Consider the following 24,430-nt stretch of genomic DNA (forward strand, 5'->3'; position numbering starts at 1 on the left):
TCAGCGGGCCGAGGCCGACCGCTCCGACGAAATCGCGAAGTCAACGGTCAGAGCCGCGGGCAGCGTCGAAGCCGGTTCCGGCGCCGAGGGAGTGTATGAGGCCGAGGCAGTAGCAGCCGCAGCCGTCGTATCCGCCGGCGTCGAGGGGGTGGCCGGAGTCGGGGCAGCCGCAGCCGCAGCCGCAGCCGCCGGCGTCGAGGGAGTGGGGGGAGCCGGGGCGGTAGCCGCAGCGGGCGCGGCGGGCGCCGGGCTGTCCAAGTGGCGGAAGCACAACAGCACCCCCGCGGCCAGGGCGCCCACCAAGCCGACCGCCGCGAACCCCCAAGCCGGCGACCCCCGGTCGATGGCCCAGCCCGCCAGCGGCGAGCCGATCGCCAGGCCCACGGTCAGCGAGGAGCCGTGCCAGCCCATCGCCTCGCCGCGGGCCGACGCCGGCACCAGGCGGCTCGTGAGGTCGATGGTCGCCGTCAGGGTCGGGGCGCACAGGGCACCCGCCGGCAGCAGCGTCAGGAACAGCAGCGGCCAGGCGGAGCCGACGAGGCCCGCGGGGATGGTGCACAGGGCCAGGGCGCCGACCAGGGCGACGAGCGGGACCGCGCGCGGCAGGGCGCCGTAGATGAAGCCGCCCACGAGGGAGTAGACGGCCCAGGCGGCGAGCAGGGCGCCGACCAGGCCCACCTGGCCCGCGCCGCGCAGCATGGCCACGATGCCGAGGTCGGTGCCGGCCAGCACCATGGTCGTGGCCGAGGCCGCGGCCAGCACGGCCACGAAGCGCGGGGTCAGCCAGTCGCGGCGGCGGACCGGGGCGGACTCGCCGGGCGTCTCCGACGTGTGCACGGGCGGGTTGGTGAGCCACAGCGCCAGGCCGGCGAGGACCAGGGCGCCGCCGATCGACCACATCGCGGTGCGGCCGGACAGGGCGCTCGTGAGCAGCACGGCCAGGGGCGGGCCGGCCATGAAGGACAGCTCGACCGACATCGAGTCCAGCGCGTAGGCCTGGCGGCGCTGGTCGGCGGGGACCAGGGCGGCGATCGACTGGCGGATCACCGAGAAGACCGGCAGGGAGAAGACGCCGGCGACGAACGCGCCGGCGAGCAGCGCGGGAAAGCCCAGGAAGGGCGCGACGGCCCAGAACAGCGCCTCGGCCACGGTGGTGACCACGAGCATGGGGCGTAGGCCGCGGCGATCCACGAAGCGGCCGTTGAGCGGGCCGCCGAGCGCCGTTCCGACCGTCAGGGCCGCCCCCACCAGTCCCGCCGCGCCCCACCCCTTGTGGAGGTCCTGAGCGACGTGCAGGGTCATGGTCACCCCGATCGCCGTGATCGGGATGCGGGCCAGCATCGCCAGCACCATGAGGGGCCGCACGCCCGGTAGGGCGAGGACGCGGCGGTAGGGGTCGAGGCGCATGGGGCCATCATGTCGCGGGGGTACGACAAAATCGCCCGAGTATTCAGGTGGATTGTGGGAGACGTCACCGGGGAACCGTTGAGGTCGGGGCACAGTCCAATGAGCAAGACCTATGGATGGAGCTGAACCACGATGAAGTCCCGGATCCTTGCCGCCGGCCTGCTCACGCTCACGTTCGCGCTCGGCGCGTGCTCGGACGCCGACAACCAGGCCGGCGCCGGAGCCAGCGGTGCCGCGTCCAACGGCGTGCCGGCCGCCAGCGGCAGCGCCGGCACGGACGCGAGCGCCGGGGCGGGCACGAGCGCGGGCCCGAACACGGACCCGAGCTCGAAGACCAACGGCGGCGGCAACGTCACCGCCACCGACGCGCTGGTGACCTTCACCCGCACCGGCGGCCTGGCCGGCACCAACGACTCGCTGGTGGTGAAGCCGGACGGGTCGTACACGATCACGACCAAGCAGGGCACCAAGACCGGCAAGCTGACCGACGAGGAGGCCAACGCGCTCAAGACCGCGCTGGCGTCGACGGACTTCAACAAGCTGCCGACCACGAACGACAACGGCGCGGTGGCCGACGCCTACACCTACACGGTCACGTACGGCGGCAAGCAGATCACGGCGAAGGACGGGTCGATCCCGCCCGCCCTCCAGCCGGTCGTCAGCGCGCTAGGCGCCTTCCTGAGCAAGTAGCCCGTCGATCCGGGCCAGCTCGTCGGGGGAGAGGGCCAGGTTCTCCAGGGCCCCGAGGTTGTCCAGCAGCTGCTTCACGCTGGACGCCCCGATGATCAGCGAGGTGACCCGCGAGTCGCGCAGCGCCCAGGCCAGCGCCAGCTGGGCCAGGGTCTGGCCGCGCTCGCGGGCCACCTGGTCCAGCGCCCGGATGAGCTGCATCCGGGACGCGGTCAGGTCGCTCTCGTTGAGGAAGCGGCTGGTGCGCACGCGGGAGTCGTCCGGGATGCCGTCGAGGTACCGGTTGGTCAGCAGCCCCTGCGCCAGCGGCGAGAACGGGATGCACCCCGCCCCGGCCTCCTCGAGCGCGTCGAGCAGGCCGTCCTCGATCCAGCGGTTCAGCATCGAGTACGACGGCTGGTGGATCAGCAGCGGCGTGCCGAGCTCGCGCAGGATGCGGGCGGCCGCGACGGTCTGCTCGGGGCTGTAGTTGGAGATGCCGACGTACAGCGCCTTGCCCGCCCGCACCGCGGCGTCCAGCGCCCCCATGGTCTCTTCCAGCGGGGTGTCCGGGTCCGGGCGGTGCGAGTAGAAGATGTCGACGTACTCCAGCCCCATCCGCCGCAGCGACTGGTCGAGCGAGGCCAGCACGTACTTGCGCGACCCCCACTCGCCGTACGGCCCCGGCCACATGTCGTAGCCGGCCTTCGTGGAGATGATGAGCTCGTCGCGGTACGGCCGCAGATCCTCGGCGAGGATGCGCCCGAAGTTCTCCTCGGCCGTCCCCGGCGGCGGCCCGTAGTTGTTGGCCAGGTCGAAGTGGGTCACGCCCGCGTCGAAGGCGCGCCGCACGATCGAGCGCTGGGTCTGCAACGCCCGCTCCTGCCCGAAGTTGTGCCACAGCCCGAGCGAGATGGCCGGCAGCTTGAGCCCGCTGCGTCCGCTGCGCCGGTAGAGCATGTCCTGGTATCGGCCCGAAGCCGCCTCGTACACCACGGCCATGATCCTAAACGGGCCGGATGGGCGAGGGGCCCGTGGAGAAACCTCCGGTGCTCGCGCCGGACATGCCGGGGGGCCGCCTCGTCATGCGCACATGACGGGACGGCCCCCACACGACAGCGGCTAGGCGATGGGCTCCGCGAACGGGTCCTCGGCCGTGTCGACCGGGATCTCCGCCGCCGCGGCCCGGGCCGCCTGCGCCCCGCGCGCCGAACGCTCCTCCTCGGTGATCGGGAAGTGGCAGGCGACCGTCTGGCCCGGCAGCAGCTCGCGCAGCGGCGGCTCCTCCTGGGCGCACAGGTCCTGCGCCTTCCAGCACCGGGTGCGGAAGCGGCAGCCGGACGGCGGGTCGATCGGGCTCGGCACGTCGCCGGTGAGCAGGATCCGCTCCCGCTGCGCCTTGTCCCGCCGCGACGGGTCGGGCACCGGCACGGCGGAGAGCAGGGCGAACGTGTACGGGTGCAGCGGGTTGACGTAGAGCCCGTCGCGCCCGCCGATCTCGACGACCTTGCCCAGGTACATCACCGCGACCCGGTCCGAGATGTGCCGGACGACGGACAGGTCGTGGGCGATGAAGACGTACGTCAGGTTGAACTCGCGCTGCAGGTCGTCGAGCAGGTTCACGACCTGCGCCTGGATCGACACGTCCAGGGCCGAGACGGGCTCGTCGGCGATGATCAGCTTCGGCTGGAGCGCGAGCGCCCGGGCGATGCCGATGCGCTGGCGCTGGCCGCCCGAGAACTCGTGCGGGTAGCGGTTGTAGTGCTCGGGGTTGAGGCCGACGAGCTCCAGCAGCCGCTGGACCTCGCGCTTCTGCCCGTGCGCGGTCTTGATGTTCTGCACCTGCAGCGGGGCCCCGACGATCGAGCCGACCGTGTGGCGCGGGTTCAGCGACGAGTACGGGTCCTGGAAGATCATCTGGACCTCGCGCCGCAGCGGCCGCATCTTGCCCACGCCGTAGTGGGAGATGTCCTGCCCCTCCAGCAGCACCTGGCCGCCGGTCGGCTCCAGCAGCCGGGTCATGAGCCGGCCGGTGGTGGACTTGCCGCAGCCGGACTCGCCGACCAGGCCGAGCGTCTCACCGGTCTTGACGGCCAGGTCGATGCCGTCGACCGCGCGGACCGCGCCGACCTTTCGCTTGATGAACGCGCCCCGCATGATCGGGAAGTGCTTCTCCAGGCCGCGCACCTCGAGGAGGTTCTCGCCGCCGCGCTGAGGCGCCGCCGCCGGCTGGGGTTGGGTCGTCGTCGACACTGTCGTGCTCCTCAGAGGTTCGGGGCGATGTCCGACTTGAAGATGGCCAGCCGTTCCGGGTGCGGGATGTGGCAGGCGACGCCGTGCTCGGGCGTGCCCTCCGCCAGGGTCGGCTCGACCGTCTTGCAAGGGATGCCGTTGCGCTCCACGTAGGGGCAGCGCGGGTGGAAGGAGCAGCCGCTCGGGAGGTTGATCAGCGACGGCGGGCTGCCCTTGATCGGCACCAGCCGGTCGCGCACCTCCCGGTCGACGCGGGGCATCGAGGAGAGCAGGCCCCAGGCGTACGGGTGCTCGGGGCGGCGGAAGATGGTCTCCGCGGTCGCGTGCTCGACGCACTTGCCGCCGTACATCACCAGGATGTCGTCGGCCACCTCGGCCACGACGCCCAGGTCGTGGGTGATGATGATGACCGCCGAGTTGAACTCCGCCTGCAGGTCGCGGATCAGGTCCAGGATCTGCGCCTGGACCGTCACGTCGAGCGCCGTGGTGGGCTCGTCGGCGATGAGCAGCTGCGGGTTGTTCACCAGCGACATGGCGATCATGGCGCGCTGGCGCATGCCGCCGGAGAACTGGTGCGGGTAGTCGTCCACGCGCCGCTGGGGCTGGGGGATGCCGACCCGGTCGAGCATCTCGATCGCGCGCTTGCGGGCGTCGTTCTTGCTGACGTTGTTGTGCACCCGGTACGCCTCGACGATCTGGGCGCCGACCGTGTAGTACGGGTGCATCGCGGTCAGCGGGTCCTGGAAGATCATCGACATCTTGGCGCCGCGCAGGAGGCGGACCCGCTCGGGCGAGGCGCCGATGAGCTCCTCGCCGTCGAGCCAGACCTCGCCCGAGATCTTCGCGGAGCCGCGCCGGTGCAGGCCCAGGATGCCCAGGCTCGTCACGCTCTTGCCGGAGCCGGACTCGCCCACGATGCCGAGGGTCTCGCCGCGCTCGAGCTGGAACGTCAGGCCGTCGACGGCCTTGACCACGCCGTCGTCGGTCTTGAAGTGGATCCGCAGGTCCCGCACGTCGAGGAACGACGCTGCGGTGCCTGGGCCGGGTCCGGACGGGCTCGGCGTGCCGTCGGTGAGCAGGCTGCTGGACATGCTCACTCCTTTCCTGGGGTGCCGTGAAGCGGGGACCGGGACGGGGAACGGGTCACGAGAGCCGCACCCGGGGGTCGATCACGGCGTAGAGCACGTCGACGATCAGGTTGGCCATGACGATGAAGAACGAGGCGAAGAGGGTCGCGCCGAGGATGATCGGCAGGTCCTTCTGGGTCACCGCGTCGACGCTGAGCTTGCCGATGCCGGGCAGGGAGAACACCCGCTCGGTGAGGATCGCGCCGCCGAGCAGCGTGCCGAGGTCGAGGCCGAAGATCGTCACGATCGGCGTGAGCACCGCGCGCATGGCGTGCTTGCCGATGACGACCCGCTCCTTCAGACCCTTGGCCCGGGCGGTGCGGATGTAGTCCTCGCCGAGGGTCTCGAGCATCTGCGCCCGCGTCAGCCGCGCGTAGGTGGCGGCGAACAGCAGGGCGAGGCTCACCCAGGCGAGGAAGAGCTTGTTGGCCCAGCCCCACGGGTCGTCGACGAAGTTGATGTACTCGCCGCCGCGGAAGATCTTCCACTGGTGGACGAACAGCGACTGGAAGACGAGACCGGTGAAGTAGACCGGGAGGGAGACGCCGGCGAGCGCGATGATCATCACGGCCCGGTCGGCGAGTTTGCCGCGTTTCAGCGCGGATATGACGCCGCCGGCGACACCGCCGAAGAGCCAGAGGATCGCGGCGCCGATGGCGAGGGAGATGGTGACCGGGAGACGGTCCAGCAGCAGGGGCCAGACCTCGCGGTCGGTGCGGAACGAGTACCCGAAGCAGGGGGCCGAGCAGTGCGTGACCGTGGGACCGCTGTTGTAGTCGCGGCCGACCACGAGACCCTTCACGAACCGGCCGTACTGGATGTAGATCGGCTGGTCCAGGCCGAGCTTGATCCGCGTCAGCTCGACGTCGCGCGGGGTCGCCGACTTACCGACGTACATCTCAGCGGGATCGGCGTGCGCCGCCTTCGGGATCAGGAAGAAGATCGCGAAGGTGACCATGGAGACGGCCACGATGAGCAGTGCCGCGGTGACCAGGCGGCGCAGGATGTAGTTGATCACGTGTGCGGCCTGACGCCGGCCGGATCGACGGTGTTCCCGTCTCACCGGCCGGCGCCGTGGCCCTCACCTGCCTTCTGTACTCGTGAAGGGCGGGTTACCGGCTGTTCAGGCTTGCTGCTTCGGTGCCAGGGCTACTGCGACCCGAGGGTCAGCTGACGCCCAGGCTGCCGAAGTCGTACATGCCGTAGTACTCCGTCACGAACACGTTCGTGACGCGGGGGTTGCGGTAGTTGAGCGCCTTGTCGTAGACGAACGGCACCATGACCGCGGCGTCCATGACCTTGTGGTTGATGTTCGTCCAGATGGCCGCGGCCTTGGCCGGGTCCTTCTCCGCCTTCGCCTGGTCGATCAGGGAGTTGATCTCCGGGTCGTTGAGCTCGGCGTAGTTGTTGTTACCGGACGGCAGGATGTTGCGGCCGTCGACCAGCACGGACAGGAAGCCGTACGCGGTCGGGAAGTCGGCACCCCAGCCGGCCATCATGAGGCCGTAGCCCTTGGCCGCGACGTTGGACGGCGCGCCGATGGTCGAGCGGAAGTACAGCGACGGCTCGGTCGGGTCGAGGCGAGCGTTGATGCCCACGTTCTTCAGCGCCGCCTGCAGCGCCTCGGCCGTCTTGGGCTCCTTGCCGGCGTTACGAGTCGCGATCACGGTGTCGAAGCCGTTGGGCTTGCCACACGCCGCGAGCTCTTCCTTGGCCTTGTCGATCTGCGGCTTGCCGGACTTGGTGTTGTACGGGTCGTAGTCGTCGTGACCCGCGATGTTCGGCGGCAGCATGTTGAAGGCGACGTCACCACCGGCGTCGGCGCCACCACGAGCGGTCTGCATCGTGATCTTGTCGGTCGCGTACTGCACGGCCTTGCGGCAGTGGATGTTGTCGAACGGCGCGACCTTGGTGCTGATCGAGAAGTAGCGGATGAAGCCCGTGTTCGGGGTGTCCGCGTTCTTCTTCTTCTCCGGGTCGAGCAGGATCTTCGGCTGGGCACCCTGCTGGACACCGGTCTGCGCGGTGTCGATGTCGATCTCACCGCTCAGCAGCTGGTTGTCGATCTCCTCGACCGCCGTGCCGATGGTCATCTCGATCTGGTCCGGCAGCGCGGCGCGCACCGTGTCGGTCTTCGGGTCCCACTGGTCGTTGCGGACCCAGACGGCCTTCTTGCCCTGGTCGTACGACTGGAACTTGTACGGGCCGGACGAGACGGGCTTCTCACCGTACTTGTCGCCGGTGTCCTTCGCCTGCGGGATCGGGCTGGCGTCGGGCGCGGCGAGCAGGTAGATGAAGTCCGACAGCGGCTCGGCCAGCTTGAACACGATCGTGCTGTCGTCCGGCGTCTCGACGGACTTCAGACCCAGCTTGTTCGGGTCGGTGTCCTTGTACGGGCCGGGGTACTTCTGGCCCTGGTCGAGCACGTCGACCAGGTAGGTCGGGCCGCCGGACAGCACGTCCTGCGCGAAGATGCGCTCGATGCCGTACTTGAAGTCCTTCGAGGTGATCGGCGAGCCGTCCTCGAACTTGATGCCCGACTTGAGCTTGAAGGTGTAGGTCTTGCCGTCGGCCGAGATCTCCGGCATGGCCTGCGCCAGGTCGGGAACCAGCTTGAGGCCGTCCTCACCGGGCTTCGCCTCGTTGGTGACGAGGGTGCGGACGTAGTAGCCCTTCATCAGGTTCCACACGTACGCGTAGTAGGCCCGCGCCGGGTCCCACGAGTCCGGGTCGGACTGGTTGACGAGCTTGAGCGTGCCGCCCTTCTTGGTGGACGGGTTCACGATGCCCTTGGTGGCGGCGTTGAAGCCGGACACACCCGAGCCGCCGCTCTCACCGGTCTTGGGCGTGTCGCCGCCGCCACCGCAGGCGGACAACGCCAGGGCGATGGTGACCGAACCGGCCACCAGAGCCCCTGTCCTCATTCTCACTGGGTTTCCCTCCTTGTTTGGCGCGACCCGCCGAGGGACGGGCCGTCCGAGCTGTGCTGCTGTGCGAGTGAAGCCGGGTGTGCACACAGGGTTCGACCGGACCGGCTGAGCCATCGGCTCAGCCGCATGCCGGGCGGGGTGGTGCGGGGTGTGCGTGACGGCCGGAGGCCGCCGGTGGCCCGAGGGGGCTACCGGTTGGCCTTCGGGTCCAGGGCGTCACGCAGGCCGTCGCCGAACAGGTTGAAGGCGAGGACCATGAGGAAGATCGCGAAGCCGGGCACGAACATGTACATCGGGTCGTACTCGTAGTACTGCACGGCGTCGGAGAGCAGCCGGCCCCACGAGGGAGTGGGCGGCAGCACGCCGACACCGAGGAACGACAGCGCGGCCTCGAAGAGGATGTTCGTGGGGATGATCAGCGTCGCGTAGACGAGGATCGGTGCGGTCAGGTTCGGCAGCAGCTCCCGGAAGAGGATGCGGGGCGAGCCCGCTCCGATGCTGCGCGCCGCCTCGACGAACTCGCGTTCCCGCAGGGAGAGAGTCTGGCCGCGGACGATGCGCCCGATGTACGGCCAGCTGAAGAACGCGATGACCGAGATGACCACGCCGACCCGCCAGCCGGTGCTGGCCGGCACGACGGAGATCAGGGCGATCGAGAACAGCAGGTACGGGAAGGCCAGGATCAGGTCCATCAGCCGGCTGATGACGCTGTCGACCGCGCCGCCGAAGTAGCCGGAGACGACGCCGAGCACCACGCCGATGGCGACCGCGACGATCGTGGCGGACAGCGCCACGAGCAGCGAGACCTGGGCACCGTAGATGATCTGCGAGAACAGGTCGCGGCCGCTGACGGGCTGGACGCCGAGCAGGAAGTCCTTGCTGACGCCGCCCCAGGTTCCCACGGGCGGGATGCCGCCCAGCGATGGGTCGATCAGTTCTTGGTGGAACTCGTTGACCGGATGCCCGAACGCCTTGTTGATCAAGGGGGCGAACACCGCGACCAGCACCAGGAAAATAATGAACCCGCCTCCAGTGAGCGCGATCTTGTCGCGCTTGAGCCGGGTCCACGCAATCTGACTGAGCGAGCGACCTTCGATGGCCTTCGCGGGAACACCGGCAGGCGTGGCGGTCGCCTCTTCGACCGTCGGCACCTGCTCGTCGCTCTTCGACGTGACGGGTCCCATAGTCATGGGCGTGGTGCCCCTCTCCCCGGCCGTCTGCCCGCCTGAAGCCGCCAGCGATGACCGTCGCACCGTGCAGCGAGCATGCGTCGGCCAGACCGGGGCCCGTGGCAGTCAGCAGCCGATCGGCTGTGTCTTCGTGGACTCCTGGTGCCCTATCCGCAGGTTCGGTCCACGGGCAGAGCGTGCACGAAGCCGACGTGGTGTTGTCGCCTTCGTTGGACGAACCCTGTCTCCCGTTCGGCCGATCGTCAAGGGTCACCCCCTGTCCTGTAACCAAGTCCACGCCGCGCCGTGATGAGGGCGTGATCCAAGCACAGCGACTTTTGGATCATACACCCCCTAAACGGGCGATTTACCGGCGAATCGTAACGGTGTGATCACGCAACGTGCTGGAAACATGGCGCCAAGAACGGCGAGAACGGGCTATCCAGGACGATCGTTGATCGTTTCACACTTAACAGTACGGTCCGGACGGGGTCCATGGTGACACAGCGTGCTCAAATATCGAAATCGATCACGACGGGGGCGTGGTCAGAGGGCCCTTTGCCCTTGCGGGCCTCCCGGTCGATGTAGGCACCCTTGACCGCACCCGCGATCGTTGCGCTGACGCAGACCAGGTCGATGCGCATGCCCTTGTCCTGGTGGAACATCCCCGCCCGGTAGTCCCAGTACGTGAACGGGTTGGAGCCCTTCATCGGCTTCGGGACGATGTCGGTCAGCCCGGCGTCCAGCAGCGCGGCGACCGCGTCCCGCTCGGGCCGCGTGACGTGCGTGGAGCCGGCGAAGGCCGCGATGTCGAAGACGTCGGAGTCGTGCGGGGCCACGTTGAAGTCGCCGCAGACGGCGACCGGCCCGCCGGTGGCGAGGTCCGCGGCCACCGCCCGGCGCAGGGCGGCCAGCCAGTCCAGCTTGTACCCGTAATGCGCCGACTCCGGCGTGCGCCCGTTGGGCACGTAGACCGACCAGACCCGCACCCCGCCGCAGACGGCCGAGACGGCGCGGGCCTCCAGCCGCGGCTCCTCGAACAGGGGCTCCTCGCCGCCGGGCTCGCCGCTCCAGCCCGGTGCGCCGGCGAAGCCGCGGCGCACGTCGTCCAGCCCGGCCCGCGACAGCAGCGCGACGCCGTTCCAGCGCCCCTCGCCGTGGTGGGCGGTCCCGTAGCCGAGCGCCTTGACCTCGTCGGCCGGGAACGCGTCCGTGGCCAGCTTCGTCTCCTGCAGGCAGAGCACGTCGGGCCCGGCCTGCTCGAGCCACTCGAGCAGGCGGGGAAGCCGGGCCTTGACGGAGTTCACGTTCCAGGTGGCGAGCCTCACCGGGTCACCATGCCATGTTCAGGCCGATTCCCGCTTCACCAATTCCGTAGGGAGTAGCAGAACGGGCTCGATCGTCTCGCCGCCGGCCATCCGCAGCACCTGCCGCGCCGCCATCCGGCCGAGGTCGGTGATCGGCTGGCGCACGGTGGTCAGCGGCGGCTCGGTGTCGCGGGCGAAGTCCATGTCGTCGAAGCCGACCACGGCCACGTCGTCGGGGACCCGGCGCCCGGCCTGCCGCAGCGCGCGCAGCGCACCCTCGGCCATCGCGTCGGAGGCGGCGAAGACGGCGTCGAGCTGCGGGTCGTCGCCGAGCAGCTGGCTCATGGCCAGCGCGCCGGACTGCCGGGTGAAGTCGCCGACGGCCACCAGCGAGCGCCGGCCGCTGTCCTGCATCGCCGCGCGGTAGCCCTTGAGCCGGTCGATCCCGGCGCTCATGTCCTGCGGCCCGGCGATCGTGGCGACCCGCCGGCGCCCGGTGTCGAGCAGGTGGCGCACCGCGGCCCGGGCCGCGTCCTCGTTGTCCACGTCGACGTAGGGCACGGACGACTGGATCAGCAGCCGCCCGTTGCACACCACCGGCACCCCGGCGCGGCTCAGCCGCTCCGGCAGCGGGTCGGCGCCGTGCATGGAGAAGATGATCGCGCCGTCGACGTGCCCGCCGGTGCAGTAGCGCTCCACGCGGTCGTGGCTCGGCCCGCTGGGCCCGACCATCATGAGCACGAGCTGCTTGTCCACGGCCTCGAGCTCCAGGCTGACCCCGCGGATGATGCTGGAGAAGAAGGGGTCGTCGGAGAAGACCCGGCTCGCGGTCTCCGAGGCGACCAGCGCGATCGAGTCGGTCCGCTGGGTGACGAGGCTGCGGGCCGCCTGGTTGGGCACGTAGCCCAGCGCCTCGACCGCGCTGAGCACCTTGTCGCGGATGTGCGGCGCGACGGACGTCGACCCGTTGACCACGCGCGAGGCGGTGGCGCGTGACACCCCGGCGCGCTGCGCGACGTTTTCGAGCGTGGGCCGGTCCCGCCCCGACATCACCATTGTGGCGTCCCCCATATCTGTTCTGCCGGACCATCATGACTGAAGCTCAGCAATGTGTAGCGCACAAACAATGACGGGCGATGGAGCATGTCGCTCCATCGCCCGTCGCACCCTCACACCGGTTACACCCTGATCACGATTCGCCGGGACACGATACGCCGGTCACCCAAGCCGCCGTATCGGCCGGAGAGCGCTCTCAAGACTGGAATCAGACTGGCCCATGACTAGCCCAATGTCAATCACGGAATCGGTTGAGAGCGCTCTCTGGAATATGTTGTGGGAAACGCCAAATCCCGTTATGCCGCCTGGCGCCGCCGGCAGGCCTCGAGGTGGGCGGCGATCACCGCGGCCGTGGACGAGCGCACGCAGGCGTCGGCGCCGGCCTCCAGCACGTCGACCACGGCCTGGTGGCCGCTGTAGGGGCTCAGCACGGCCACGATCGACGCCGACGGATGGCGCAGGCAGGCGGCGGTGACGGAGCGGGGGCCGGGGTCGTCGAGCACCACGATGTCGGGCTCCCGGCATCCGGCCGGCATCTCGGCTCGCCGGGTCACCACCCAGCCCTGGGGCAGATGCCGGTCCAGCTCCGGGAGGCGATGGGCCGGGGCGATGAGCAGCACGTCGATGCGGGCCTGGTCGGGCGAGGCGGAGGGACGCGGGGGAAGGGTCAGGATCGTCATGCCTCATTTATCGCGTGCCGGGCTGGCATCCCCCTCGGTTCCACCTGCGAGAATCCTGGAAGCCGTACCGGCCGTGGGGAGGACCCGTGATCGTCTGGCTCAACGGCCCGTCGGGCGTCGGCAAGGCCACCGTGACCGCCGAGCTGTGCCGCCGCGAGCCGCGGGCCCGGGCCTTCGACGCCGAGCGCGTCGGCTGGGTGCTGCGGCGCACCGCCGGGCTGGTCCGGCCCGCGGTGCGCCACGGCGACTACCGTGACCTGCCGGCCTGGCGCGCGGCCACCGTCGTCGCCGCGGCCCGCCAGGCCCGCGGCGCCGACCCGCTGCTCGTGCCCCTGACCATGCTGCGCCGCGGGCACCTCGAGGAGATCCTGGGCGCGCTGCGCGACCGGGGCCACGAGGTGCGCCACGTGCTGCTGGACGTCTCGGCGCCGGCCCTGGTCGAGCGGGTCGAGGCCGACGACGGCGCGGGTGCGGGCGGGTGGCGACTGGAGGACCTGGGCCGGTACCTGACCGCCCGCCGCGACCTGTACTCCCTCGGCGCCGTCGTGGACACCGACGACCTGCTCGCCGACGAGGTCGCCGACGAGGTCCAGGAGCTCATCCGGAAATTCCGGCAGCCGAACATGAATTGACCGGGTGGGCGCCGGTGCGCGAGTCTGAGCGCCATGCTCTCGTGGGGGCGCTTGCGGCGGTCGGCGCCGGACCTCGCCGCGGCCGGTCGCGCGCTGCTCTACCGCAGCGGCGTCGGCCTGGCCTACCTGGGCACCGTGCGCGCCGACGGCGGCCCGCGGGTGCACCCGATCAGCCCGCTGCTGGTCGAGGACGGGCTGTTCACCCTGCTCATGGTCTCGCCGAAGCTCGAGGACCTGCTGCGCGACAGCCGTTTCGCGCTGCACACCTTCCCCATGGACCCCGGGGAGGAGGCGTTCTACCTCACCGGCCGGGCCGTGTTCCCGCGCGAGCCGGCCCTGCGCCGCTCGGTGGCGGCCGCGTTCGTCGCCGAGCGGGCCCTGGCCGCGCCGCCGCCCGGCTTCAGCCAGCAGGTGCTCGTCGAGCTGCTCGTGAGCACGTGCGTGCTGAGCCGGGCGGGGCAGTACGTGACCTGGGCGGCCGCCGAGGTGCCCGCGCACGAACTGCCCGGCGGCCGCCACCGCGCGGCCGTCTAGCTCCGGTAGACCTCGAACTCCCAGAGCGAGTAGCCGTAGCCGGTGCCGCGGGCGACCCCGGTCATGCGCACGTACCGGGCGCTGACCGGCGCGAACGTCACGTTGTCGATCCCGCCGTTGCCCGCGTCGACCGTCGCCGCGGTCGTCCACGTGCTGTTGTTCGTGGACACCTCGATGCGGTACCGCGACCCGTACGCCGCCTCCCAGCGCAGGATCACCCGCCGGACCGCCTGGGCCGAGCCGAGGTCCACGGTGATCGACTGGTTGTCGCTCCACCCGCTGGCCCACCGGCTGGTCGGGTTGCCGTCGACCGCGGCCCCGGTCGAGTAGCCCAGCTGCGTGCTGCTGGCGCTCACGCCGCGGCCCAGCGCCAGGTTGGTGAGGTCGTCGCCGCGCTTGGCCGGGAACGAGACCACCTGCTGGTACGTCGGGCGGTTCTGCCACGAGATCTTGTCGTGCGTGATGCCGCCGAGCGGCGACTGGATGATCGTGTCCGCGCACCACTGGTCGCCGGCCGAGCAGTTGGCGTCGCCCGGGTAGGTGCTCGTCGCGGGCTCGGCCGCCGCCGTGGCGAGGGTCGTGGCCAGCACCTGCCGGCACGCGGCCAGGTTCCCGCCGCCGCAGTAGGTCTTGCCGAGGCCGCTGCGCACCGGGTCGCCGAGGACCGACCGGAGGTCCTTGTCGAGGTACCCCCACCACCCGTACTGGAACGAGGACCCCTTGTGCCCCTGGGTCTGGTTCAGCGAGCCCGCGTTCGTCGGCCCGGTGGCCCCGGACGGCGACTCGTCGATCTGCAGCGCCCCGGTGAGCGCCCCGTACACGTCGTCGCCGAGCCCGGGCCGGAAGGTGCCGTCGACGAGCTTGGGCCACCAGGCGTCGAACGTGCGGATGGCGGCCGCGTGCTGGTACACGTGCGACCCCGGCGACGTCTCGACCCGCTTGGCCCCGGCCGCCAGCCAGGCGCGCAGCGCCGTCACGTTCGGGTCGGTGCCGGTCCCGGACGGGTCGAGGATGCGCAGCAGCTCGGGCAGCAGGTTCTCCGCGCGCAGGTCGGTGACGGCGGCGTCCTCCACGATGCGCACCACGCCGGCCCGGTCGACCTTCTTGCCGCCGCTCAGCGCCGATGTGACCCGCCGGTCGAGCAGATCCGCACGCTGCACGGCACCGAAACTGAAGTTTCCGTCGGCCGCCGAGAAGTCCTTACTTTGCTTGTTATTCCAAGAGACGAAATAATCCTGCCCCGTCGACTGCGGATGCTGGTTCACCGCAATGTAGTCGGCCGTATTCGTATCCGCATTCCACCCGGACCATTCATAGGCCGGGTCCGCCTTCGCCGGCAGGTTCGGGTTGGTGCCCGTCTTGCGCACCGGGTTCGCGCCGGAGTTGAAGTACGCGCTGTCGGTCGCGTTCACGTAGAACCAGTTGAACGCGTAGCCGACGTCGGAGGCCGAGGCGATGAACTGCGCCGGCGAGCCCATGGCGGCCGGGTCGTTGAACGCCTGGAAGCCGATGGCCGAGTCGGCCTCGTGCCGATACGTCGAGCGCAGCTGGGTGAAGGCCACGGGCTGCCCGCCGACCGTCCCGCGCCACGCGACCAGGCCGTACTTCGTGCGGTACGTGATGAGCTGGTAGGACCCGGCCGCCGTGCCGTCGGCGACCGTCGGCGTCCAGGCGTTGGTCTGGGTCAGCGCCTCCATCGGCGTGCACGTGCCGTGGAAGCGGTACGCCGTCGACGCGGTGGTGGCGGGGGAGCCGTTGGTGTTGCACAACGGGACCGCGTAGGTGTCGGTGATGTCCTGCTCCGCCGAGGTGGCGCTCCACGCGTAGTCCTGGCCGCGGCCGAGCAGCACGTAGAGGTTGAGCCCGGCGAAGGCGACCCCGCGCGCGCTGATCCCCGGGCCCTGCAGCTCCTGCAGCATGAGCAGCTGCGGGGAGAAGTACCCGGTCTGCGGCCCGAACACCGCGATCGGATGTCCGGTGGCCGAGTGGGCCGCGTCCACGACGACGGCGTTGGACATGCCCCGCTTGGTCGCGGATCCCGGCGCCAGGCCGGCGGTCGTGGTGGCCGAGCCGGTCGGGTTGAACACCACCGGCTGGGCGGTCACGCTGCCCGCGTCCGGCAGCGCGACGCTCGCGGCGTCGGGGTCGGCCGCGCCGTACGGGAACGACTGCCCGTTGTGCAGCGTGAGCACGGTCTCGTCGTCGTTCTGCTCGCGGAACGCGGCCCAGAGCCGGTCGCCCTCGGCGACGCCGTAGCGGGCGCGGGCGGTGACGCGCACGAGCGCCGACTCCACCTCGCCGCCCCCGCCGCCGCCGAAGAGCCCGCCGACGACGCCGGCGATGGCGATCAGGTCGGTCATCTGGAACGGCTCCGGCCCGCCCGCGTTGGTGATCGCGTCGAGGTGGCCGGTGAGCACGTACTCCCCGGGGCAGTTGCGCCCCGCCATGCACGCGGCGATGTAGGCGTTGATCCCCGCGACGTAGCTCTGCACGTCGTCGTAGAGCTGCGCCCCGCGGGTGCCCTTGGTGCGCAGCGCCGCGACCTGGGCCTGCAGGTCGGCCTCGGTGTACGGGGCCTGCCGCCAGATGCTCTGCTCCAGCTCCCGGTTGCCCGGCGCGCCGCCCGCGAACGGGGTCAGCTTGCCGCGGCCGACCCGGCGCAGCAGGTCCATCACGAAGAGCCGGTCCTCGGCCCCGGCGTACCCGGCGCCGAACATGGTCCCGGCCCGGGTCGTGCCGGTCACGTGCGGCACGCCGAGGGCCTTGTCGCGCACGATCGTCACGTCGGAGCGGGGGCTGTAGCTGCGCTCGACCTGCCCGGCCGGCACCCCGAACGAGGCGTCGTCGTAAAAGTTCGAGATCTGCTCGTCGGTGAGGCCCGTGTAGGCCGAGACGAGGTTCGCGTAGGGGGCGAGCTGGTCGGCCGAGTGCGCCGGGCGGAAACCCAGGGCCTTGTGGGCCAGGATGTCGGCGAGCGTGGCGTTGCCGTTCTGGCCCGGCGGCAGGATGTCGTTGCACTGGCCGAGGCAGTAGTCGTTGGGGGCGAGGACGGCGGCCTCGGCCGGGGCGGTGGCGAAGGTGGGGGCGACGAGCGCCGCGGCGGCGAGCAGCAACGCCGCCAGGGCGCGTTTGCGGACAGGCAGGGACATGGCGGATCCCTTCCACAAGAGTCAACGTGAAAACGACTCGGATTACCGGATGGTAACAACGACACCGGTCACTGAACAGAGGTCTCATCCCGTCGATACGCTGGGACTCCACTACGCTGCACCGGTGCTCGTGGTCCATGCGCTCTGGGTGGAAGGCCGGGTCGGCCTGTGGGCCGAGGAGGCCGGCCGGGCGCTCGCGGGCCTCAACCTCGACGGCGACACCGGCATCGCGGCCGAGCGCACCCTGCGTCTGCCGACCCGCGACCGGCGGCCCGAGCCCTGGCCGGCCGTCGCCGCCGGGGCGCGGCTGCGGCCCTGGCCGGTGGCGACCGTCGAGTACGAGCCGGACGACGCCCTCGGCCTGCTGCGCGGGCTGCCCGGGCTGGCGGGCGAGGACATCGCGCTGGCCCAGTCCACCGAGTGGTTCGTGAGCCTGGCCGAGTTCGCGGCCACGCTGGTCGCCCGCGGCCGGATGCTGCCCGCGATCGTGGGGCCGCAGGCCCGCTGGGCGCCGGTGCTCACCGGCCGCGACGCCGCGCACGCCCGTGCCCTGGCCCTGGCCCTGCCCTCGGCCGCCCTCGCCGCCACACCCGGCGTGACCCGGGCCGCCGCCGTCGCCGAGGCGCTGGACGCATTCGTCGACGCGGCCGCCCGGCCGGAGCGGGAGGACGGCATCGGCTGGCTCACGGCCCTGACCGGCCGGGATCGCCGGCTGCCGGGGGACGTGCCGCCGGCCCTCGCCGAGCGCCTCGCCGCCTGGGAGGCCGACGCCGTCGGCGGCTCGGTGCGCGCCTGCTTCCGGCTGGTCGAGCCGCCGGAGCCCGAGGCCGGGGAGGAGCCCGCGCCCGACCCGCACTGGACGCTCGAGTTCGCGCTGCAGGCCGCCGACGAGCCCACCCTCGTCGTCGCGGCCGAGCGGGTGTGGCGATCCCGCGGGGCGCTCAAGGCGCTGCAGCGGCACATCCCCGCCCCCCAGGAGACGCTGCTGGCCGAGCTCGGGCGGGCCAGCCGGCTCTACCCGGCGCTCGAGGACGCGCTGCGCGAGGCCCGCCCGGTGGCGCTGCGCCTCGACACCGACGGCGCCCATCGCCTGCTCAGCGAGAACGCCCCGCTGCTGGCCGCGGCCGGCTTCGGCGTCGTGCTCCCGGGCTGGTGGCGCAAGGCCTCGGCCCGCCTGGGCGCCCGCTTGAAGATCAAGGACGGCGGCGGCGGTACCGCACCGGGCACGGTCGCCACCGACAGCGGCCTCGGCCTCGGCGCGGTCGTGGACTACCGCTGGGAGCTCGCGATCGGCGACGAGCCGCTCAGCGAGGACGAGCTGCGCCGCCTCAGCGAGCTCAAGGCCCCGCTGATCCGGCTCCGCGGCCAGTGGGTCGAGCTGGACCCCCGCCGGCTCGCCGAGGGCCTCTCCTTCATCGAGCGCCACCGCGAGCAGGAGGCGATGACCGTCGCCGACCTGCTGAACCTGGCCGGCGGCGCCGCGGAGGGGCCCGGCGGGCTGCCCGTGGTCGAGGTCGCCGCCGACGGCTGGCTCGGCGACCTGCTCAGCGGCGAGGCCGAGCTGCGCGTCGGCGACGGCGACGTGCCCGCCGGGTTCCGGGGGGAGCTGCGGCCGTACCAGCGGCGCGGGCTGAACTGGCTGCGCTTCCTCGAGGCCGCCGGGCTCGGCGGCATCCTGGCCGACGACATGGGCCTGGGCAAGACCGTCCAGCTGCTCGCCCTGCTGGCCGGGGCCGCCCCCGGCCCGACGCTGCTGGTCTGCCCGATGTCGCTGGTCGGCAACTGGCAGCGGGAGGCGGCGAAGTTCGCGCCGGACCTGCGGGTGCACGTCCACCACGGCGCCGACCGGGCGCGGGCGCTGGACCCGGCGGACTTCGACGTCGTCGTGACCACCTACGCGGTGGCGACCCGCGACGCCGACGCGCTCGCCGCCGTGCCGTGGCACCGGGTCGTGCTCGACGAGGCCCAGGCCGTCAAGAACGCCGCGACCAAGCAGGCGGCGGCGGTACGCCGGCTGCCCGCCCGGCACCGCATCGCCGTCACCGGCACCCCGGTCGAGAACCGCCTCGCCGACCTGTGGTCGATCATGGAGTTCGCCAACCCGGGCCTGCTGGGCAGCGCGACGAAGTTCAAGGAGCGCTTCGCCGAGCCCATCGAGCGCGACGGCGACGCCGAGGCCGCCGCCCGGCTGCGGCGGATCACCCAGCCGTTCGTGTTGCGCCGGGTGAAGACCGACCGCACGATCATCTCGGACCTGCCCGAGAAGCTGGAGATGGACGTGGTCTGCAGCCTCACCCCGGAGCAGGCCAGCCTCTACCAGGCCGTGGTCGACGACATGCTGGCCCGCATCGAGAGCAGCCAGGGCATCGAGCGCCGCGGGCTGGTGCTGGCGACCATGACCCGGCTCAAGCAGATCTGCGACCACCCGGCCCTGGCCCTGCGTGACGGCAGCCGCCTGCCCGGCCGCAGCGGCAAGCTCGCCCGGCTCGAGGAGCTGGCCGAGGAGATCCTCGCCGCGGGGGAGCGGGCGCTGATCTTCACCCAGTACGCCGAGTTCGGCGGCATGCTGCGCGCCGAGCTCTCCGCCCGCTTCGGCCGCGAGGTCGCGTTCCTGCACGGCGGCGTGCCCAAGGCGGCCCGCGACGCGCTCGTGGCCCGTTTCCAGGAGGCGTCGCCGTCCTCGCCGCCGCTGTTCGTGCTCTCCCTCAAGGCGGGCGGCACCGGCCTGACCCTCACCGCGGCCAACCACGTGATCCACGTCGACCGCTGGTGGAACCCGGCGGTGGAGGACCAGGCGACCGACCGCGCCTTCCGCATCGGCCAGCGCCGCGCGGTGCAGGTGCGCAAGTTCGTCACCGCCGGCACGGTCGAGGAGAAGATCGCCGAGCTCATCGCCGGCAAGCGCGGCCTGGCCAGGCAGATCGTCGGCACCGGCGAGGGCTGGCTGACCGAGCTGTCCACCGCCGACCTGCGCGACCTGCTCACCCTCGACCCCGCCGCGGCGGTGTCGGCGTGAGCGACGGCTTAGCCGAGGCCAGGCGCCTGTGCGCGTTCGTCGCGCTCGTCGCGGACACCCCGGCGCCGCCGCGCACCGAGCTGCACTGGCGCCTGCACGGGGCGATCGAGCAGGCGGCCGCCCGGGCGGGGATCGACTTCCTGGCGGTACACCTGCAGATGCTCGGCGACGGGGCGCTCGTGGTGTTCCCGGCCGGCGTCAACGAGCCGCGGGCGTTCGCCGCCCTGGTCAGGGTGTTCCGCGGCGGCCTGCCCGCCGAGGGCCAGGCGCCCGTGCGCATTCGGCTGGCCGCCGCCGTGGGCCGGCCCGAGGCCGCGACGATCGAGGTGGCCCGGCTGGCCGAGTCGCCCTCGGCCCACCCCGGCGCCGTGCTGGACGTCGTGCTAGGCCGGGAGGGGATCGGTGCCTAGCCCCTTGAGCGACGAGTGCAGGATCTTCGCCGTCGAGACGTTCAGGAAGCAGTGCGCGGTGCGGTCGCCCAGCTGCCACTGGGACCTCGTGAGGCCGTCCCAGAAGGTGTAGACGTCCTTGCGCTGGTACAGCTGCAGCGCACTGAGCCCCAGGAACGACGCCACCTCGGCGAAACAGGCCTTGCTCACGGTCGCGTTGAGCGCCTGCGCGTCGGCCGGGAACGCCCCCGCCGGGGCCGCCCACACCCCGACGAACTCGGTGTCGTGCGGGTCGGTGCAGCTCACCGGCGTGACCGCGTCGACGCTGCGGTAGAACCCGTCCGGCGTGAGGTCCCCGCCGTCGAGGGCCGCGCACGACAGCGCGAGCGGCCTCGGGTCCTTGAGCCCTCCCCGCAGCGAGCCCGTGCGCGGCTTCGGCGCGAACAGGTCGTCGGCGGCCTCGGCGAGCCCGCACACCCAGGTGCGGACCCCGCCCGCCCACGCCGGCCCGCTCGGCAGGGACAGGAACGGCAGGAGCCGGCCGGTGTGCCAGTCGCCGCCGGCGTAGTCGCTGGCGGCCCGGTCGCACGCGGCGTAGGCGGCCCGGACCGGGTCGGAGTCCCACGCCGGCAGCGTGTCCGCCGCCACCGTGCCGGTCGCGACCACCTCGACGCTGTGCTGCTCGGCGCAGTCGATCCCGGCGAGCACCGCGGCGCTCGGCTGCTCGAACGCGCTGAACGGCCCGGCCGCCAGGCACTGCCCGGCCGCGGGCGCGACGTACCGGGCCGCGGGCAGCATCGCCCACCCGTTCACCAGGTCGCCGTCGGCGCCCGCGGGCGCGCCACAGGCCGCCGTCGCGAGGACGGCGGCCAGCAGCAACGGCAGCCGCCTACTCCGCGAGGCCATTGCTGCAGGGAGTCCCCGGCTCGAGGCTGGCCGTCTCGCGGAACCGCTTGACGAACGCGTCCACCCGCGGGTCGTCGGCCTTGTCGACCCGCAGCTGGTAGCCCCAGGCCTGCAGCGAGATCGGGCTGGGCTGCCCCTCGTACGGGCTCATGAGCATGAAGTCGTTGTTGCGCACCTTGCCGGCGAGCCGGTCGACGTCACCCTTGGCCAGGCTCGGCCGGTAGGTGATCCAGACCGCCCCGTGCTCGAGGCTGTGCACCGCGCGGCCCTCGATGACCGGCTGGTCGTACACGTCCCCGGCGCAGCGCTGCCAGATCCCGAAGTGCTTGCCGCCCGCGGCCGGCACCATCGGGTAGGCCGGCGTGTCCTCGGCCGGCAGGTGGTCGCGCTCGAGCCAGTCGGGGTGGGTGAGCCGGTAGTCGATGAGCCCGGCGATGTCGCCGCCGTCGCTCTTGCCGCCGTCGTCGCGGTTGACGAGCCAGAAAGCCCCGATGGCCCCGGCCGCGCAGAGCAGCGCGAGCACCCCGACGACGCTCACGACGGCGATGACGAGCCCGCGGCTGCTCTTCGGCGGCGGCGGCCCGGGAGCGTAGGGCGGCGGCGCGGGGGCGAAGGCCGGCGGGCCGGGTGCGAAGGGCGGCGGGCCGGGGGCGTAGGGCGGCGGGTAAGCACCTGCCGGGTGCTGCTGGGGTGGCTCGGGGTAGGGGCCCGTCATGGCGCCGAGATTACCGGGAGCATGGCTCGGGTCCGTCGTGGTGCGGGCCGTCGCTCCCGCCAGACACCGCTCGGCGCTGCGCGCCGTCGCTGCCAGGTCCGCCGCTGGTCGCGGTGGCCTGATCCGCCGGTGCCTTCCGTCGCGACATGTCCGACATGTCGCCCATCGGCAGCTATCGCCGTCGGGGCGGCGCCCGAGTGCCGGGTGCGGGTGTGGGCAGCGGGCTACCATTGCGCGTCGGCTTGGCGGCACCGGATGGGAGTGACGGCGTGAACGCGTGGGAGCAGGTCGAGGCGCTGCGGTTCCCCGGGCGGGAGTTCGACCCCGCGACCGGCGTGGCGCGCTTCCACTATGCGCTCGGTGACCTCGTGCTGACCGAGACCGTCGACTTCGGGCCGCCCTCCGTCGAGTCCCCGGCCCTCGACCGGGTGCTCGACCTGCTCTACGTGGCCGCGTCCACCTCCTACTACAAGATCGCCGCGCCGCGCCGGGTCGAGCTCGGGGACCTCGCGCTCGCCGAGGGGGCGCTGCCGTGGGTGCGCGCGCTCTACCACGAGGGCCTGGGCGAGTTCGCCTACCGCAACAAGCTCGAATACGTCCTCGACCTGCCCATCGACGCGGCGCGCACCGCGGCCGGCCCGGGCTGGGAGCACACCCCGGACGGCCCGCCGCTCGCCGCCGTCGGCGGGGGCAAGGACTCGATCGTGTCGATGGAGGCGCTGCAGCTGGCCGGGCTCGACCCGGTGCTCTTCTCCGTCAACCCGAACGCGATCATCACCAGCGTCATGGCGGTCTCGCCGCAGCCGGTGCGCACGGTGCGGCGCCGGCTCGATCCGCGCATGCGGGAGCTGAACGAGGCGGGGGCGTACAACGGCCACATCCCCGTGACCGCGATCAACTCGCTGATCGCCGTCGCCACCTCGGTCATGCACGGGCTCGGGCCGGTCGTGATGTCCAACGAGAGCTCGGCCTCGGTGCCGAACCTCAGCTGGCTCGGGCGGGACATCAACCACCAGTGGTCCAAGGGCCTGCCCGCCGAGCGGCACCTGCGCGACGCGCTGCTCACCCACGCCGGCCTGCGGGATGCCTACTTCTCGCTCCTGCGCGGCCTGTCGGAGCTGCACATCGCCGGGCTGTTCGCCAAGTTCACCACCTACGACGAGGTGGTGACGAGCTGCAACGCGGCCTTCAAGCTGCGCGACGCGAGCGAGCGCTGGTGCGGGCACTGCCCGAAGTGCCGGTTCGTCTTCCTGGCCCTCGCCCCGTTCACCGGGCGCGAGCGGCTGGTGCACATCTTCGGCACCGACGTGTTCACGGACCTGTCGCAGCTGGAGGGGTATCGCGAGCTGATGGGCCTCACCGCGCACAAGCCGTTCGAGTGCGTCGGCGAGATCGAGGAGTCGCTGGTCGCCCTGCGGATGCTGACCGAGCACCCCGACTGGCACGACGCGCCGATCGTGGCCGCCCTCGCCGCGCAGGTGCCGGCGCTGCCCTCCGACGCCGAGGTCGAGGCGGCCTTCAAGGGCGACGCCCCGAACGTGGTGCCGCCGCGCTACCTCGACGCGCTCACCGCGCTGGGCTCCCCGCGCTGACCGTGCCCGGCGCACGCTGACCGTGGCCCGGCTCACCGCGCTGGGCTCTCCGCGCTGACCGTGGCCGGCTCGCGCTGACCCGTGGCCCGGCTCACCGCGCTGGGCTCTCCGCGCTGACCGTGGCCGGCTCGCGCTGACCGTGGCCGGCTCGCGCTGACCCGTGGCCCGGCTCACCGCGCTGGGCTCTCCGCGCTGATCGTGGCCCGGATCGCCGCGATGATCCGCGGGATCTCGCGCCGCTCCAGCTGCGTCCAGCTGTCCCCGTAGGGCGCGTCGCGCACCAGCGTGGCCAGCCCGTCGACCACCTTGCAGCGCGCGACGGCCCGGGCCACCATCGCCACCGGATACCCGCCGGCGGGCCGCGCGAGCAGCCCGGTCGTCCACTCGCGGGTCTCCGGGATCTCCTGCATCTCGGTCCACTCGAAGCGCCCGATCACCCACAGCGCCCCGACCTCGATCTCGTCGATCTCCTCCCGCGCCCGGCCGAAGCGCTGCCGCACGAACCGCGAGTGCCGCTCGACCACGGGGATCGGCGCGATCCCGGCCGCGTAAAGGTCCATCGCCGCCTGCCCGGACGTGACCCAGGTGCGCTCGGTCGCGGCCCGCGCGTCGGCCCGCGCGTCGGCGCCGGCCACCCGCGCGCGGCGCTCGAGGCACTGGATGCACAGCGCCGCGTACCCCTCGCCGGTGACCTCGTTGTGCGCCTGGTGCGACATGCAGAACGCGCGGCCGCACTCCCGGCACCGCCCGATCGCGAGCACGGCGCATCCATCGATCGCACACTCTGCCGCCATGCGGCCGACGATATCGCGCCCCATCCACCCCCGCAGCGCGCGGCCTTTCCGGGCGGATCAGCGCGGGGTGTGCCGGACCCGCCACCGGCCGCGCGCCATCCACCC

At 72.0% G+C, this 24,430-nt stretch carries 20 protein-coding genes; 6 read left to right on the forward strand and 14 right to left on the reverse strand.

What is annotated here, in order from left to right; genetic code table 11:
* Window positions 1-1,407: an MFS transporter gene (locus ACQP1P_RS10420; protein ID WP_433085395.1), complete on the reverse strand. Its 1,407-nt coding sequence runs from the start codon at window positions 1,405-1,407 to the stop codon at window positions 1-3.
* A 132-nt stretch (window positions 1,408-1,539) separates the two neighbouring features.
* Between ACQP1P_RS10420 and ACQP1P_RS10425 the strand changes: the two genes are divergently transcribed.
* On the forward strand, window positions 1,540-2,097 hold the full coding sequence (locus ACQP1P_RS10425) for a protealysin inhibitor emfourin (protein ID WP_433085397.1): 558 nt from the start codon (window positions 1,540-1,542) through the stop codon (window positions 2,095-2,097).
* Here ACQP1P_RS10425 and mgrA read toward each other — a convergent pair.
* From mgrA to ACQP1P_RS10470, 9 genes are all read right to left on the reverse strand, one after another.
* Window positions 2,074-3,078, reverse strand: coding sequence for an L-glyceraldehyde 3-phosphate reductase (mgrA, locus tag ACQP1P_RS10430; RefSeq protein WP_433085399.1), 1,005 nt, complete (start codon window positions 3,076-3,078; stop codon window positions 2,074-2,076). The genes ACQP1P_RS10425 and mgrA overlap by 24 nt on opposite strands.
* 120 nt (window positions 3,079-3,198) lie before the next feature.
* Complete coding sequence (locus ACQP1P_RS10435; protein ID WP_433089957.1) at window positions 3,199-4,233, reverse strand: ABC transporter ATP-binding protein; 1,035 nt, start codon at window positions 4,231-4,233, stop codon at window positions 3,199-3,201.
* Window positions 4,234-4,340: 107 nt separating this feature from the next.
* Window positions 4,341-5,420: an ABC transporter ATP-binding protein gene (locus tag ACQP1P_RS10440; protein ID WP_433085401.1), complete on the reverse strand. Its 1,080-nt coding sequence runs from the start codon at window positions 5,418-5,420 to the stop codon at window positions 4,341-4,343.
* A gap of 52 nt (window positions 5,421-5,472) precedes the next feature.
* Complete coding sequence (locus ACQP1P_RS10445; protein WP_433085403.1) at window positions 5,473-6,474, reverse strand: ABC transporter permease; 1,002 nt, start codon at window positions 6,472-6,474, stop codon at window positions 5,473-5,475.
* Window positions 6,475-6,622: 148 nt separating this feature from the next.
* On the reverse strand, window positions 6,623-8,380 hold the full coding sequence (locus ACQP1P_RS10450; RefSeq protein ID WP_433085404.1) for an ABC transporter substrate-binding protein: 1,758 nt from the start codon (window positions 8,378-8,380) through the stop codon (window positions 6,623-6,625).
* A 194-nt stretch (window positions 8,381-8,574) separates the two neighbouring features.
* The gene (locus ACQP1P_RS10455; protein WP_433085406.1) at window positions 8,575-9,576 is read right to left on the reverse strand and encodes an ABC transporter permease; all 1,002 of its coding nucleotides are present in this window, start codon (window positions 9,574-9,576) and stop codon (window positions 8,575-8,577) included.
* Between the two features lie 491 nt (window positions 9,577-10,067).
* Window positions 10,068-10,883, reverse strand: coding sequence for an exodeoxyribonuclease III (locus ACQP1P_RS10460; RefSeq protein ID WP_433085408.1), 816 nt, complete (start codon window positions 10,881-10,883; stop codon window positions 10,068-10,070).
* An 18-nt stretch (window positions 10,884-10,901) separates the two neighbouring features.
* Window positions 10,902-11,912: a LacI family DNA-binding transcriptional regulator gene (locus ACQP1P_RS10465; protein ID WP_350622959.1), complete on the reverse strand. Its 1,011-nt coding sequence runs from the start codon at window positions 11,910-11,912 to the stop codon at window positions 10,902-10,904.
* Window positions 11,913-12,214: 302 nt separating this feature from the next.
* Complete coding sequence (locus tag ACQP1P_RS10470; RefSeq protein WP_433085410.1) at window positions 12,215-12,598, reverse strand: hypothetical protein; 384 nt, start codon at window positions 12,596-12,598, stop codon at window positions 12,215-12,217.
* 86 nt (window positions 12,599-12,684) lie between these two features.
* Here ACQP1P_RS10470 and ACQP1P_RS10475 point away from each other — a divergent pair, with 86 nt between their 5' ends.
* A complete protein-coding gene (locus ACQP1P_RS10475) occupies window positions 12,685-13,230 on the forward strand; it encodes an AAA family ATPase (RefSeq protein ID WP_433085412.1) in 546 nt (181 codons plus the stop codon).
* A gap of 33 nt (window positions 13,231-13,263) precedes the next feature.
* The gene (locus tag ACQP1P_RS10480) at window positions 13,264-13,764 is read left to right on the forward strand and encodes a pyridoxamine 5'-phosphate oxidase family protein (protein ID WP_433085414.1); all 501 of its coding nucleotides are present in this window, start codon (window positions 13,264-13,266) and stop codon (window positions 13,762-13,764) included.
* On the opposite strand, the gene ACQP1P_RS10485 is transcribed toward ACQP1P_RS10480, so the two are convergent.
* Window positions 13,761-16,913, reverse strand: coding sequence for a penicillin acylase family protein (locus tag ACQP1P_RS10485; RefSeq protein ID WP_433085416.1), 3,153 nt, complete (start codon window positions 16,911-16,913; stop codon window positions 13,761-13,763). The two genes, ACQP1P_RS10480 and ACQP1P_RS10485, sit on opposite strands and share 4 nt — an antisense overlap.
* Window positions 16,914-17,037: 124 nt before the next feature.
* On the opposite strand from ACQP1P_RS10485, the gene ACQP1P_RS10490 reads away from it, so the two are divergent.
* Entirely contained in the window at window positions 17,038-19,929 is a 2,892-nt protein-coding gene (locus ACQP1P_RS10490) for a DEAD/DEAH box helicase (protein ID WP_433085418.1), read from the forward strand.
* On the forward strand, window positions 19,926-20,339 hold the full coding sequence (locus ACQP1P_RS10495; protein ID WP_433085420.1) for a hypothetical protein: 414 nt from the start codon (window positions 19,926-19,928) through the stop codon (window positions 20,337-20,339). Before ACQP1P_RS10490 ends, ACQP1P_RS10495 begins: the two co-directional genes overlap by 4 nt.
* On the opposite strand, the gene ACQP1P_RS10500 is transcribed toward ACQP1P_RS10495, so the two are convergent.
* Complete coding sequence (locus ACQP1P_RS10500) at window positions 20,313-21,224, reverse strand: septum formation family protein (protein WP_433085422.1); 912 nt, start codon at window positions 21,222-21,224, stop codon at window positions 20,313-20,315. The two genes, ACQP1P_RS10495 and ACQP1P_RS10500, sit on opposite strands and share 27 nt — an antisense overlap.
* Window positions 21,208-21,939: a DUF3105 domain-containing protein gene (locus ACQP1P_RS10505; protein ID WP_433085424.1), complete on the reverse strand. Its 732-nt coding sequence runs from the start codon at window positions 21,937-21,939 to the stop codon at window positions 21,208-21,210. Before ACQP1P_RS10505 ends, ACQP1P_RS10500 begins: the two co-directional genes overlap by 17 nt.
* 269 nt (window positions 21,940-22,208) lie before the next feature.
* Here ACQP1P_RS10505 and ACQP1P_RS10510 point away from each other — a divergent pair, with 269 nt between their 5' ends.
* A complete protein-coding gene (locus tag ACQP1P_RS10510; RefSeq protein WP_433085426.1) occupies window positions 22,209-23,531 on the forward strand; it encodes a hypothetical protein in 1,323 nt (440 codons plus the stop codon).
* Between the two features lie 170 nt (window positions 23,532-23,701).
* Here ACQP1P_RS10510 and ACQP1P_RS10515 read toward each other — a convergent pair whose 3' ends face one another.
* Entirely contained in the window at window positions 23,702-24,325 is a 624-nt protein-coding gene (locus tag ACQP1P_RS10515) for a hypothetical protein (protein WP_433085428.1), read from the reverse strand.
* Window positions 24,326-24,430 lie beyond the last annotated feature (105 nt).

It is taken from the genome of Dactylosporangium sp. CA-052675 (assembly GCF_050947935.1).
GTDB lineage: Bacteria > Actinomycetota > Actinomycetes > Mycobacteriales > Micromonosporaceae > Dactylosporangium.